This window comes from Kitasatospora sp. NPDC127035 (assembly GCF_042726075.1).
In the GTDB taxonomy this organism is placed as follows: Bacteria; Actinomycetota; Actinomycetes; order Streptomycetales; family Streptomycetaceae; genus Kitasatospora.
Genome location: NZ_JBHXDN010000025.1, coordinates 42,547 through 56,559, shown reverse-complemented (window position 1 = coordinate 56,559; position 14,013 = coordinate 42,547). Strand labels below are relative to the sequence as shown.

The window sequence follows — 14,013 nt, the reverse complement described above, 5'->3', positions numbered from 1 at the left end:
GAACTCCTCTGTGCAGGGGGTCAGTTGGGCAGGGGTGTGCCGGTGAAGGCGGCGGTGCCGGCGCGGCGCTGCGGGCTGCTGTCGCCGAGCGCGGTGTTCTCGGTGATGCGGCACCGGGTGCCGAGCGGGGTGCTGATGTCGAGGGTGAGGGTGAGGGTCCAGGTTCCGTCGAAACGGGCGGGTTCGGCGGGGACCAGAGTGAGGGTGGTGACGGCCGGGTCGGTGGTGGTGGTCTCGACCAGCCACTGCCGGCCGTGGCCGGTGCCGCGGTCGAGTTCCAGTCGGGTGCGCAGGATGACGGGTTCTCCGGACGGCACGGATGCGTGCTCGGCGAGCGGGAGACCGACGGAGATCCGCGCGCACCGCACCGGCCAGGCACTGCGGCCGTCCGGGTCGTCGCCGATGGTGAGGCGGACGCGGTCGAGGGCCACCTCTCCGGGCTGTGTGGCCGTCGCCGGGGTGTGCTCCAGGCGGTACGGGAGGAGGAGGGCCGGGTTGGGGCTGGTCACGACGCGGTTCCTTCCGGGGCCTGGGCAGGGGCGGGGGCCGGGGTGGTGCGGGTCCGTCCCGGGGCCGGCGGCTGGAGTTGGAGGTAGCCGGAGCGGGCGACGGGAAGGGGTGCGTCGGGGTGGGAGAGCTGGTCGGCGTTGTCAATGAGGTGCTCGTCCCAGTCGGGCAGCGGCAGGCCGGTCGCGGTGCCGTCCACGGGGATCGGTTCGGCCCAGGTCCAGTCGCCGTGCCAGGCTGCGGGGCGGGGCATGACGAGGGATTTGTCCGGCGGTTCGGCTTGCACGCCGAACTCGCGGACGGCGCAGGGTTCGGCGGCGGAGCTGGTGTGTCGCAGCCGCAGGAAGCGGGCGGTGAGCGGTGGTTCGGGAGTGTGGTGGATCTCGGTCACCCGGGTGTAGCCGCGCAGGACGGTCCACTGCTCGCCGTCGGTGGAGGCTTCCAGCTCGGTGGCTGTGGGGGTGCCGCTGCCGTCCGGGCGGCCGAGGAGGATGTCGACGGCTTCCACTCGCCGTTCGGTGTGCAGGTCGAGCCGGACCCAGTCACCTGCCGCCGGCGGTTCGCCGCTCTCGTGGGAGGTGGTCGGGTCGCCGTCCGTCATCGCCGAGACGGGGTGGCCGGGCCGGGCCTTGAGGGAGGCGGCCGCCACCGGGGGGCCGAACCGGTCGGGTGCGAGCAGGGGGTTGAGGCGGAAGGAGGCGCGGATGCGGGCCAGGGCCCGGTGGGTGGTGTCCGCGTCCACGGTGACGTCGGCGACGGGGAGGATGTCGGTGGTCGCGTGGACGGCGGTGTGCGGGCAGGCGAGCAGGGTGAGGTGGTGGGTGGCGGGGCGGTCGGCGGGCCGGGCGGGAAGGGTGAGGTGGGCGCCGATGTCGATGGCCGTCACGTAGCCGTTCGACGGGCCGTTCGGGTCGACGGCGTGGAAGCGGTGGTAGCGGGTGCGCTGGTCGTGGTCGTCGGCGGCGAAGTAGCCGATGAGGCCGTCGGACAGCCGGTCGGGGTCGCCGAGGCGCACGGTCCAGCGGTAGTCGGGGTAGTTCCGGTGGTCGGGATAGTCACTCGGGTCGGGGTAGTCCTCGTCCGGCGGGACGAGCGCGCGCTTCCAGCTGGGGTCGGTCAGCGGCTCGCCCATCAGGTCCAGGTTGAGGCGGGTGCGGATGAGGGCGATGGGGCGGCCGATCAGCCGTGCCGGGGAGCGGTCCTCGTCGGGTGAGGGTTCGAGGATGTGGTCGAGCGCGGTGTCGATCGTCTTGGCCAGCGCCTCGAAGGCTTCCGGCTCGTGGCCGAGCAGGCCGCGGGCGAAGGCTGCGACATGCGGGTAGGCGGCGGCGAAGTCGTCGTCCTCCGGGTGGCGGTAGGGGGCGTGCGGGAGCGTGTTCCAGGCTGTCGTGCGGGTGTTCCGGACGTCGCGGACCACGCGCAGTTCGCCGAGGGGTTCTCCGTCGGGGCCGTAGACCAGCAGTGTCCGGTCGAGATGATTGACCAGCAGCCAGCCGGCCACGGGTGCGTCGGCGCCCGGGAGTTGTGTGGTGTCAACGGTTTCGGCCGCCTCGGCGGGTGGCTGGTCGGCGCGCAGTGGCACGGCGTCCAGGCGTACCCGGGCCGGTTGGACGAGCCGGGGCGGTAGCTGTACGAAGCGCTGCGGGCCGGGCGGGTTCGGGAACAGGTCGTGGTCCGGTACGACGCTGTCCGCGCGGATCAGCGGGAACTGGACGGGTTGGGTGTCGACCGGCTGCACCAGCGAGCACACGCGTCCGAAGCGGTCGATGATGATCAGCTCGATGAAGTGGAACTGGCCGGCCCGCACGGGCTGGAAGCGTTGCGTGCCGTGGCCTTCCGCGCCGTCGGGGACGTGGTTGGTCTCGCCGGCCAGGGCCAGGATCGAGTGGTCGGTAACGGCCTGGGCGGCGCCGTCCTGCTGGATGAGCCAGTCGTGGAAGCCGTCGAGGGTCTGGGAGAGCACGTCGATGCCCTCCAGTTCCTCGCGCATGGCGCGCAGTTGACGGGCGAGCTGCGGCGGGGCGTGCTCGGCGAGCCTGCGGGCCTGCTCGCGCAGCACGAAGCGGGTGGAGGGGGTGACGAAGGCACGCCCACCGAACGCGTTCCACCGCCGTCCGCCGTCGCCGTCGCCAGAGGCCGCACCCCTGCCCGTCCAGCGGTAGCGGTAGCGGTCGGGTTCGGGATCGCCGTCCTCACCGAGGCCGTATTCCCAGTTGGGGGCGGCGTCCTGGCTCTGGTACGGGGTGGCGCAGTGTTTGATCTCCCACTGGAGGTAGAGCGGGAGCCAGGGCTGGCGCCATACCTGGCTGTACTCGGGCCACGGACCTTGGGAGTTGGCGGCCGGGTCGGCGACGACGGCGTGCAGCGCGGTGTCGGCGCCGACGGCGGCCGGGGTGCGCACGGCCTGGTCGAGCAGGGCGAACTCGGCGACCACCGCCTCGATGATGCCCGGGACTTCGGGCGTGTTGGCGGGCAGCTGCGGGTTGGCCGGGACGCCGACCCAGCCATTGTTGATCTTCACCCGGGTGAGCAGCGCGGAGGGCAGGCGGCAAGGCAGCGGGTCGTCCTCGTCGCGGCCGAGCGGCTGCGAGGTGCCCGAGCCGGTCAGGGCGAGGACGGGGTCGGCGGGGCGGTGGTAGCTCTGCCGGGGCGTGCGCTTCAGCTCCAGCTCGTCGGCCAGCTCCAGCTTGTTGTCCGCGGGGTAGCGGTCGATCGCGGCCTGGACCTCTTCGGGGGTGAGACCGTGCGGGACCTTCCCGCTCAGCCGTTCGACCTCCGCTTCGAGTTCTGTCACCCGCGTGCCGGCCTCGTGGATCCGCTGGTCCCAGGCTTGCTCGTCGAAGGTGTAGTCGAGGGGGCGGCGGTTTTCGGGGAGGCGGCGCAGCCACCACAGCGTCCACAGCCGCCATTGTGCGGAGGCGAGCCGGTGCTTGGCCTGGTCGTGGTCGTCCTGGTCGCGGTTGAGGGCGGTGATCCAGTCCGGCTGGTCGGGTGGTGGGGCCTGGGTGTCGGCCTGGTCGCTCGGCCGGTTGACGACCTGCCAGGTGGCACCGCCGTCGTGGCCGCTGAACCAGGACCGGCGGGTGATCTCGTCGAGGGAGACCTGCCAGTCGGGGCCGTCGAGCTCGTCGGGGTTGCCGTGGAACAGGGCGCGGACCTGGTCGGCAAGGTCGGTGCCGCCGGTCTGGTGGTCGGCGAGGGCGGCGACGGCGTCGGCGGTGCTGTGGCCGATCGCGACCTTGACGTCCTGGGTCTCGGGGCGGTCGGAGGCGTGGTGTCCGCCGTCGCGGTTCCACGGGATGCCGAGGGCGGTGCCGACGTACCGGGTCCGGGTGATCGTGTTCGGCATGTCGTCGGGGGCGGCCCAGCCCAGGGCCCGCAGCACGTCGGCCGGACTGTCGGGGTCGGCGTCGGGGGGCAGCAGGCCCTCGATGTCGCGCGCGGTGGTGAGGATGTCGGCGTCGTCCCGGCTGTACCAGCCGATCACGCAGTAGCTGACGGTGCACGGCGGCGGGTAGTTGTCGTTGGCCTTGAGGTCGGCGAGGGTGTCGTGGAAGAGGAAGACGTTCTCGTGGTAGGGGGCGAAGGCGGCGAAGGCGGGAAGTCCGCTGCCGATCGCGGTGAGAAACAGCTGCGGGCGGGCGGGCGGCTCGCGCCAGGGACCGTCACTCAGCTTGTGGGCGCGGCCGATGTAGTCGTGGCGCGGCGCTTCCTTGGGGGAGGCCGGGTCGACGAACGGGGTGAAGGCCGACTCTTCGGGCCCGCCGTCGGCCTTCTCCAGGTAGTCGCTGTGGATCAGGAACCCGGCGGCCTTCAGCTCGCCGCGCACCTGGGCGTAGCGCACCACGAGCCAGCGGTTGGGCACCCACGGGAAGGTGCTGACGCCGGTGGCGGGGTCGATCGCTCCGGTGGTCAGGGCTTCGGGCAGCTGCCACTGCACGTGGATGCCCTCGCCGGGGTTGCCCTCGGAGTGCTGGATGGGCGGTTCGGCGTTGCTGCGGTGGTCCTTGGAGAACGTCCACGGGTACTTGGGGGTCCAGCGTCGGAAGTCGTCGTACGCGGCCACGTCGCGGGTGGCCAGCAGCGCGTGGACCTCGACGGGGACGATCAGGTCGGTGTCGGTCATCGGGCGCTCTCCTGGCCGGGCGTCGCGTCGAGGGTCAGGCGTTGTTCGACGGGGGCGTTGACGAGTTGCAGGGCGAATTCGCCGGGTGCGAGGTCGTCGAGGGCCGGGTCGAGGTCGGCGGCGAGCGCGGGGACGAGGCCCCGGTCGCCGCGCAGGGCGAGAACGTCCGGTGCACCGCCCCCGTTGGGCAGCCGCAGGTGGCGGGTGAGCAGGCCGCCTGCGGCGGGGTAGTCGCGGCGCAGCGGGTGGCCGAGGTCGGGCCCGGGCCGGTGCTCACGCAGGTTGATGACGCTGTTGTCGCCTGCGGCGTCGTTGCTGTCGATGCCGAAGTGGATGCCTTGGCCGGGCTCGCGGATGACGATCTCGTCGGGCAGGGCGTCCAGGAGCAGCAGCAGCGTGTCGGGGGCGAGGTGGTCGCGGCGCAGTTCGGCGACGTTCGCTCCGCCGGTGGTGGTGAGGATGTCGAACACCGGCCAGGCCTCGACGAGTTCGGAGCGGATCAGCAGCCCGGCCCGGCCGGTTTCCGCTGTGCGGACGCGGGTGCGGCGGCGGTCGACGGCGGCGGTGAGCGCCGTGTCGACGAGTGCGTCCAGCGAGGTGTGGACGCCGACGTCACGGGCTCCGGCGAGCAGTGCCTCGATCCAGTTCTCGTCGATGCGGAACAGCCGGATCGACTCCGGGGGGAGCATCGCGGGGTTGGGCACCAGGTAGTTGAACGGCACCCGGCGGAGCAGCGTCAGTTCGTCCAGCCAGGCCGGCAGGGTCCGGGTGTGTCGTTCGGCGGTGGCCTGTAGGGCCGCGGCCTTGGGTCCGGTCGCGAGTACGGCGCGGGCGCTCTGCCGGGTGACGCGGGTGCGGCGGGCCGATGCCGGGGCCCGGTCGTGCGGGGCGAGGGGGCGGGTGAACGCGTCGAGGAGACTCGACGCGAAACCGGGAGCGGCCAACTCCCGTAGAGTCCGCCCGTCCAGGTCGGCGGGGTCGGCGGCGGCGAGCGCCGGGCCGGCGGTGGCCAGGGCCATCATCGTCGCCGCGGTGTTGGCCAGTTCGCGCCGCGCGCGGGTGATCTCCTCGCTGTAGTCGGGGTCACTCAGCGCCAGGGTGCGGCCGAGTGTCCAGGCGGCGGCGTAGGAGACGTCGAACAGGCCGTGCTCCGGCTCGTAGATCAGGGCGTGGTCGGCCGTGGTCTTCGGGGTGTCGCGGGCGAAGTCACGGGTCGCGGCGGCGATCACGGGGACGAACGGGCCGCGGTACCAGCCGTAGGTGGTCTCCCCCGACAGCAGCCGGTACGGCAGCGGGGTGTAGCCCAGGTGCAGGCGGCGCCCGGCATACCGCTCGGCGTCCGGCGTGGACCGGGCCGCGGTGTCCGTGCTGGGGCGCAGGCGAAGTGCCAGGTTCTCCCGCCCCCCTTCCTCGCGGGCCGGTGCGACGAGGTCGCTCAGCAGGGCTGCGGCGTCGCGGGTGCCGGCCGGGTCACTGGTGAACGTCCAGGAGTGCAGCACGCACAGCCGCACGGACCTTACGCTCGCGCCCAGTTGGCCGGGGTCGAGCTTGCCGTTGAAGCCTTCCAGGGAGACCAGGTGCGCGGTGTAGGTGCCGGGCTGTCGGGGGAGGCGGTTGGCGGCCAGGACGGCGTACTGGCCCTCGGTCAGGATCTCGCCGTCGTCGCGCCGTTGCGGTCGGGTGGAGACGTCGCGGACGTGGGCGAGGTAGTTCAGTTCCTCCTCACGCGGCACCAGCGCGGTGAACAGCCCGGCCGGGACGTCGATGCTCTGGCAGCGGCTTGCCTCGATGGCCGGGGTGATGCCTTCGTTGCTGAGGTCGGGCCCGAGGATGCCGCCGCCGGGGCGGCGCAGTTCGGCGACGGTGCGGGTGGTGGTCCGGCCCAAACCCTCCGGGTCGTCGGGCAGTTCACCCGCACGGAACACCATCAGCGCCAGCCACGGGGCCTGTTCGGGCACCGCGCGGGCTTTCAGCAGCCGCTCCCAGGGCAGGATGGAGCGGTCCAGGGTGATGTGCGGCAGGGTGCGGCCGAAGTCGCCGGCGGCGCCCTCGGCCGGGTAGTGGGCGTGCACGGACGAGGGGTCCAGGACGAACCGGACCGCGCGGATCTCGAACTGCTGTGTGGTGGCGGGGATGGCCGGGTTCACGTCGACCCGGTTGCCGTCCTTGGTCAGGTGGTGCTCCGCCGTGAGCGTGTAGACGCCGGCGGCGGCAAGCGGACGACGGTAGTCGTGGAAGGCGACGCGGAGGTCTTCGGTACCGCTCAACGTCGGTTCACCTCTCGGCTGTGGTGGTCATGGGCGCGTTGGTGAACGTGGTCTTCGCGAGGTCCGCGTAGCGGGTCAGCGGCTCGTCGGTGCCGGGGGCGAGGCCGAGGCCGGCCAGGGCGGCGTGCACCGAGGCGCGGCGGGCTGCGGTGGTCCGCGCGGCGATACCGCGGTCGGGGTCGACGATGGCGCCGATGCTGCCCTCGCCCTCGTCGTCCGGGACGGACGGCGGCCCCTCCGGCGCCGAGCCCAGCAACGGGATCGGCGCATCCGGCAGCCCGTCGGCCTCCAGCGCCTCCGCGTCCACCCAGCCGACCGCGGGAGCCAGTTCGGGCTTGGGGATCTCGAAGGTGATGCCGGCCAGGCAGCCGCTGAGGAGCCCGTCGCCGTCCAGCACGTCGCCGGGCTTTCCCAGCGGCGCACCCCACATCGCCTTGGGCATGTCCTGCCGGTGGACGGCCACGCCCCATCCGGTGGGGGTGTAGACGCTGTCGAACCGCTTCAGGGTGACGTGGTGATCGGAGACCACGCCCTGTCCCTTCGGCCCCATCGGCCGGATGTCGATGGTGTCGTCCTCGGTCCCGGCGAACGGCCGGCCGTTGAGGAGGATGCGGCCGGCGGGGACGGCGGCCTCGGTGCGCACGGCGAATCCGTCCATGGAGACCAGCAGGGGCTCCCCCGCTACGGACCGGATCGCGGTCTCCTCGGGGTCGACGTCGACCAGCAGCCCGCGCAGTGGGGTGATCGACAGCGGGGCGGGCAGTTGGACGCTGAACTCCCCCCACTCGATGGGCGGTACGCCGTCCCGGCCGGTGCCGAACTCGACGGTGAAGCTGATGAACCAGACCTTGATCCTGGCCCGGCCGCCGATCGGCGGCCCCCACAGGTCCAGCGACACCCCGACTTCCAGGGAGACCCGGACCCGGATGAACAGCACCTTGACGGTGGCCGCAACCCCGATGCTCAGGCCCATCGACAGGTCGAAGTAGAACGGCTTCCACTGCACCAGCGCGTCCAGCCAGGCAGTGAACCACGCCTGGAGCTGGATGCCGTGTCCCTTGTCGTAGTTCGCGGACAGCTCGCCGCCGGCCATGAACGCGCCGTCGGTGAGCGCCGCGTACACCTGGCCGCGGATCGCCACCGGGCCGATCGCCCACCGCCACCCCACGCGCGGCGGGTCGGGGTAGTACGCGGGCCGCCTGAAACGGGGGTGGTAGCCGCCCAGGGTGAACACGAAGCCCTTGCCGCCCCCGACGGCGGTGCGGTCCTGGCCCCAGACGTAGAAGGACAGGCCACCGGTCAGCTCGGCCGCCGGGTCGATGACGTACGAGCCGGGCGCGATGACCGCGTCCATCGAGAACAGGCCCTGGTCGTGGTGGTAGCCGATGGCCAGGTCGATGACGAGCCGGGCGATCGGCTTCCTGGCGGCCTTGTTGCGCGGCAGGTCGACGGTGGTGCGGCCGATCAGCAGAACCTTCCAGGACTGGCCGCCCTCGACCAGCAGCAGCGCGCGGGAGCGGATGAATTCGAAGGAGCTGAACTCGATCCCGCCCGCGCCCCAGTACTGGCCCTCGCGCGGGGTGATCCAGCCGCCGGGGCCGGCGAGCTTCTCCAGCACCTTCTCCGGGGTGTCGCCGCTGCCGCTGCCGTCCAGCCGGTTCACCAGCGGGAACTCGCCGACCTGGTCGATCCGGGGTGTGCGGACCGTGCTATTGACACCGAAGCCGAGCGAGAGGGCGATCACCCGGAACGGGGGCGGGCCGAACAGCCCGCGCTCGCCGCCGGAGATCTCGCCGAAGAGGAATATCGACGACCAGCCGTCCACGGCCTTGGCGTACGACCCGGCGGCGTTCAGGGCGAAGAACCCGGTCTCCACCGAGGCGAGCCCGACGAACTGCTCCTTGAGCCCCGGGGCGACCTCCGAGCCGGTACGGCGCTCGACCATGCCGCTGATCCTCAGTGGCGGCCTGTCCAGCTGTACGCCCGCCCCGCGCAATCGGGGCGAGACGCTCAACTCCCCGTCGATTCCGAGCCCGAGACCCATCAGGACCAGCCGGACCGGGCCCACCGACAGGACCGCGTCCAGCGCGACGAAGATCTGCCCGCCCGCGAGGCCGACGCCGATCCGCGAGATTCGCAGCGCCCCGAAGGTCAGGCCGAGGTCACGTGACGACGTGTCGTCCGAAGCAGCGTGCACGGTGACCGGGCCCCGGGAGGCGGCCACGAGTGTGCCGCCGGACCCTGTGGTGATCGGCAGGAGCAGCGGCTCCTGCGGCACCCCGCCGATACCCAGCTCGATCTGGACGGCGAGGCCGGGCCCGGCCGTCGTACCGGCGGCGAAGCGCGGCAGCCGGCGCCCCGCCACGGAATCGATCCGGTTCAGCGCGTCGTTGACCGCGACGGCCTGGGCCGCGGTCCACCCGGTCGGCGTCGAGGTGAAGGCGACACCGTCGATGACGAGGTCCGCACCGGGCGGAATCGCCTCGCCGACCAACGGCAGATCCGAGACGCGCGCCCCGAGCCGGGCCCGCACCGCGGCCGCGTCGACCCGGGGGGCACCGGCGCCGGTACCGGGACGGCTGACGTAGACCCACCCGGTGCGCTCGGTCGAAGCCGTCAGCAGCACCTGACCCGTCACGGAGTCGTACCGCACCGACAGCGCGGTGAGCACCGGCCGCAACACCTCGGGCAGCTCGGGCAGCTCGACGCCGAGCGCGGCCACCAGGTCGGTCAGCGCGATGCCTTCGTCCGCGTTCCACACCGCGGTGATCGTCGACCCGGTGGCCTCCTCGCGATAGTCGACGCCGAAGTCCAGCGCGCGCAAGCCACCGTGCCCGTCCGGGACCTGCACCGTGAGCGTCCCCGAGACTGTCCTGTCGTAGCCGCCCGATGCCCTGTGCGACAGACGGACGGCCAGGGCGAGCACGGCGTCGGCGTCGCCGAGCGGGAATTCACAGGAGCAGACCAGGTCGAACTCCCGGCCGCCGCTGTCGAACGACACCCTGGTCTCGCGGACGGTCAGGTCGGCGAGCAGTGCGGGCGGTGCCACACCGAACAGGTCGAACAGGTCGGCGGGGACCACGTCCCTGGCGATGCCGGTGAACTGCCACCCTCCGTCGTCGTAGCCGGCCTCGACGCTCAGCACGGACCGGCCCAGAGCGGCCTCCGCGAACAGCCGGGCGGCCGGGCGGCCGGTTCCGGTGCTCCGGACGGACAGGGTGATACCGGTGAGGGCGAAGACGTCCCCGATGCTCCAGGGGCCCGCGAGGTCCAACTCGGCGCTGTAGTCCTTGGACCTCGCGTTGACCCACGCGCTGAAGGCCTCGACCTCCCCGAGGGGGACCTCGACACCGGGCAGGAACACGGCGAGGGCGTCGGTGAGCGGGAGCGGCCGGAGCAGCTCGGCCGTGAGATCGAGTTCCGGCACGGAGACCGACACCCCCACGAAGGCCTCGCCGATGCGCAGGACGCCGCCGAGCCGGGCACGCACGCTCGCCCCGGCGGTGCGCGGGGACCCGACGCCGAACTCGACGTCGATCTCCTCGATCTCGAACACACCGGGGATCAGCGGCCAGCGGGCGGGGATGTTCACCCGCGCCGAGGCGGCCAGCACGGGGTCCAGCCCTGCCGCCGCGCGATGGACGTCGGGGGTGAAGACGACGCTCAGACCGGCGAGTTCGACCGTGGCCGGGAGCGGGAGGCCGGGCAGGGCGGGCAACGAGAAGCGCTCGGAGGATGCTCCCGGCACGAGTTGGCCGAGATCGCCCAGGGCGGAGAAGGTCACTCCGGAGAATTCGCCGTTCAGGGTGTACGTGCTGGCGGCCGGCCCCTCCTGGACCAGGGTCCGAAGCCTCAGCGCCACTCCCCCGGCGGCGAACGGCAGATCGCCGCCCACGGTCGCGACCGTGGACACCACGTCGCCGGCGCCGGGTTCGGCCGACAGCACCAGCAGCAGCCGTTCGAACCCGTACTCGCGCAGGAAGCCGGCTTCGAGCCGCAGGTACGGCAGGTCGACCTTCCACTCGCCCGGGTCCGGGGCCGTGGTCAGGGTGACGTCGAGGGTCAGGCCGGTCACGACCGGGGGTGACGCCGTCGCGTTCGCCGAGAAGGTGACCGTCACCGCGGCTCCCGGAGAAAGACCGGGGACCGCGACCGCTCCGGAGAGCGTGAGGTGTTCCGGGTCGGCGGCGGTCACCCCGGTCACGGAGAGGGGGCCGCCCAGGTGGGTGCCGAAGAGCTCCTCCGTCCCCGGCACGGCCAGTTCCTCCGCCGTCAGCCGGAACTCGCCTCCGACCACGGGGAACCTGCGCCGGAGTTCCTCTGTTGTCAGCGCCATGATGTGTCCCCTCGCTGGTCCGTCAGTAGTCGATCAGGACGTTGCCGGCGGCATCGAGCGTCAGGTGCCAGGTACCGCAGATGAAGCGCTCGTCGTCCGGCATCGTGTCCGTCCAGAGCGGGTTCACCATCAACTGCGAGGTGAAGATCGACTGGTCGGTGAAGTCGGGGACGAACGACTTGTACGCGGGGCGGTCGTCGAAGTAGGTGTACTCGTGGGAGTCGGCCGGCTGGACGGCACCGGACCACAGCTTGACCTGTTCCAGGTGGCTGATCTTGGGGATGCCCGAGCCGTTGAACGCCTTGGTGCCCGAACTGACCGTGAGTCGCTGCGGTTTGAGCAGCCTGACCCACTTCTCGCGGGAGGAGGTGTCGCTGCCGTGATGCCCCATCTTGAGCGTGATGTTGGCCGAGGGGAGCTGGGGCGCCCAGGCGCCGAGAATGAACTCCTCGGTGAGTACCGTCGCGTCCCCCATGAGCATCATGACCGCCTTCTTGTAGACCAGCGCCAGCACCGCGCTGTCCGGGTTCGGGTCATAGCGGCCCAGCTCCTTCTGCAGCCGCACCTTCTCGTGCGGATCCGTCGACGCGGCCAGGACCTGCTGCCACTTGGCGTGCCGCGTCGCGTAGGAGCCGGAGGCATTGGCGGCCACGACGTAGAGCCCGTCGTCGCCGCCGAGCGGAACGACCGGCCGCCCGTACTGCCACGGGGTGCTCGCACCACCACCGGCCGCAGGACCGCTGAAGGCCAGGGAGTTGGCCAGCGGCTTCGCCCCCTTGGCCTTCAACCAGGCGTAGGTCGCATCGGCCTTGACCGCACCGAAGGAGTCCCGACCGTTCTTGTAGTCCTCCAGCACCCCGGTGAAGTAGCTGTCCTTGACCGTGAACCCGTCGAGCGCCCGCACCAGGAGGTTGTAGTGGTCCTCGTCGGCGTGTGTGATGAACAGGTAGTCGATCGTCTTCTTCGGCACGTACGTGGTGAGGAGGTGCTTGACGTTGGTGAGCGCGTCCACGACCCGCTCCGGCGGTCCGGGAATCAGGCACTTCGCACCCTTGGTGGAGCCGCAGTCGATCAGCACCACCTCGCCGGTGCCGTGTGGCGGGTCCGGAAAGACGATCAAGGTACAGTCCCCCTGGCCGACGCCGACGAAGATCACCCTCGCGTGGGGAACGGGCGGAACAGGAATTGCCATCGCAGACTCCAGGTCTCGGGTGTGCAGGGCAGGGCAGTACCGCCTACTGGTCGAGTGGCGGGTCTCATTCGCCCGCCGCATCCGCGACGAACTCAGCGTCGGCCGAGCCGTCCGCTCACCCCGCGACAGCCCGGCCGGCCGGCGCTAGCCCGTCCCGCCGAACCCAGGCCCCCTGGAGCACCAGCTCCTTGCCGGACCCCAACAGCGCGCACAGCCAAGGAAGTTCGAACAGATCTGGGGCCAGCACGAAGGGTCCTCCGAGCCGGAAGGCCGACGAACGGATCCGCAACGGACACGGACATGAGACACACTCCCTCGCTACCGACACGAGTGACGCTGCTGGAAGCACCCGGCCGACGGAGCAGACCGGGCCAGGACTCACCACACCGGGCACCGAGCAGCAGGCATCGACCCGTCGCCATCGGGACCGCCCGCCTGACAGGAACCGATCACATCACAGCCAGTGATCAAATGGTGCCTCAATGCGATATTTCGCCACCCGTGTGGCCAAATTCGGCATGGCCCGCCCCAGGGCCGACGGCGCCGCAGCCCGACCCGGAGCACCGAACCGGGGCAGCGAGCGTCCAGAGCCGACCGCCTGGCGACCGCAGCAGAACCGCACACGGAACCCGCCGGACTCACCGGTGACGAACTGCTTGATACGGTGCTGGTCCACGTCGTGGCCGACGACGCGGTGGCCCACCTCGGCGGCGCGCCCCGCGAGCGGCCGCCCGACGCAGCCCCGACCGGCGACGACAACGTCCATGACGACTCCGATTCGAGTGAGGAGCACTGCCGTGCCCCTGGTTTCCGTGGTGATGCCGGTCCACAACTCGGCGGCCACCCTCGGCGCGTCGGTGCGCTCGGTGCTCGCCCAGAGCCACGCCGACGTGGAACTGCTGGTCACCGACGATGCCTCCGGCGACGGCTCCATGGACCTGCTGCGGGACCTGGCCCGCGAGGACGAACGGGTGCTCCCCGAGGCGGCGCCCGAGCAGGGCGGCGCCGCCCGTGCCCGCAACCTCGCCCTGGCGCGGGCACGCGGGGAGTTCGTGGCCTTCCTCGACAGCGACGACATGTGGCTGCCCCGGAAGCTTGAGCGGCAGATCGAGTTCGCCGCCGCCGGTGACGCGCCGTTGACGTTCACCTCGTACTTCAAGGTCGACGGCGACTACGAGGGCGAGGCCCGGGACTTCGTTCCGAACGGCCGGGTCATCAAGGCGCGCGAGCGCGTGACGTACCGGGACATGCTGGTGCAGGACCACATCGGGGCCCTGACCGCCATGTACTCCCGCACCGTGCTCGGCACGAGGCTGATGCCTGACATGCCCAAGCGGCAGGACTACGCGCTGTGGCTGGACATCATGCGGGACGGACACCACGCCCGGGGCCTGCAGGAGCCGCTGGCGGTATACCGGGCCGGGCGGGCGGGGTCGCTGTCCTCCAACAAGCTCGACCTGGTCGAGCACAACTGGCGGCTGTACCGGGAGCACGAAGGGCTGGGGCTGGTCCGGTCGACCCGGGCTCTGGCCGGCGCGGCATGGCACTCGGTGCGGAAGTCCCACATCTGAAGCCCGTCCCGTAA

7 protein-coding genes are annotated in these 14,013 nt (G+C 71.7%); 1 reads left to right on the top strand and 6 read right to left on the bottom strand.

All coding sequences use genetic code 11. The annotated features are described in order from the left end of the window. Window positions 1-20: 20 nt before the first annotated feature. The 6 genes from ACFWIC_RS18960 to ACFWIC_RS18935 all read right to left on the bottom strand — a co-directional run bounded on the left by ACFWIC_RS18960 (window position 21) and on the right by ACFWIC_RS18935 (window position 13,194). Window positions 21-509, bottom strand: a complete 489-nt coding sequence (locus ACFWIC_RS18960; protein WP_329883897.1) for a hypothetical protein — start codon at window positions 507-509, stop codon at window positions 21-23. Next, window positions 506-4,633: a discoidin domain-containing protein gene (locus tag ACFWIC_RS18955; protein WP_380519489.1), complete on the bottom strand. Its 4,128-nt coding sequence runs from the start codon at window positions 4,631-4,633 to the stop codon at window positions 506-508. Before ACFWIC_RS18955 ends, ACFWIC_RS18960 begins: the two co-directional genes overlap by 4 nt. Next, window positions 4,630-6,900, bottom strand: coding sequence for a hypothetical protein (locus tag ACFWIC_RS18950; protein ID WP_380519487.1), 2,271 nt, complete (start codon window positions 6,898-6,900; stop codon window positions 4,630-4,632). The genes ACFWIC_RS18955 and ACFWIC_RS18950 overlap by 4 nt, the downstream gene beginning before the upstream one ends. Before the next feature lie 7 nt (window positions 6,901-6,907). Beyond that, window positions 6,908-11,236: a DUF6603 domain-containing protein gene (locus ACFWIC_RS18945; RefSeq protein ID WP_380519485.1), complete on the bottom strand. Its 4,329-nt coding sequence runs from the start codon at window positions 11,234-11,236 to the stop codon at window positions 6,908-6,910. A 22-nt stretch (window positions 11,237-11,258) separates the two neighbouring features. After that, on the bottom strand, window positions 11,259-12,428 hold the full coding sequence (locus ACFWIC_RS18940) for a ComEC/Rec2 family competence protein (protein WP_380519483.1): 1,170 nt from the start codon (window positions 12,426-12,428) through the stop codon (window positions 11,259-11,261). Window positions 12,429-12,882: 454 nt separating this feature from the next. After that, window positions 12,883-13,194: a hypothetical protein gene (locus ACFWIC_RS18935; RefSeq protein ID WP_380519481.1), complete on the bottom strand. Its 312-nt coding sequence runs from the start codon at window positions 13,192-13,194 to the stop codon at window positions 12,883-12,885. A gap of 31 nt (window positions 13,195-13,225) precedes the next feature. Between ACFWIC_RS18935 and ACFWIC_RS18930 the strand changes: the two genes are divergently transcribed. Next, a complete protein-coding gene (locus tag ACFWIC_RS18930; protein ID WP_329883901.1) occupies window positions 13,226-13,999 on the top strand; it encodes a glycosyltransferase family 2 protein in 774 nt (257 codons plus the stop codon). Window positions 14,000-14,013 lie beyond the last annotated feature (14 nt).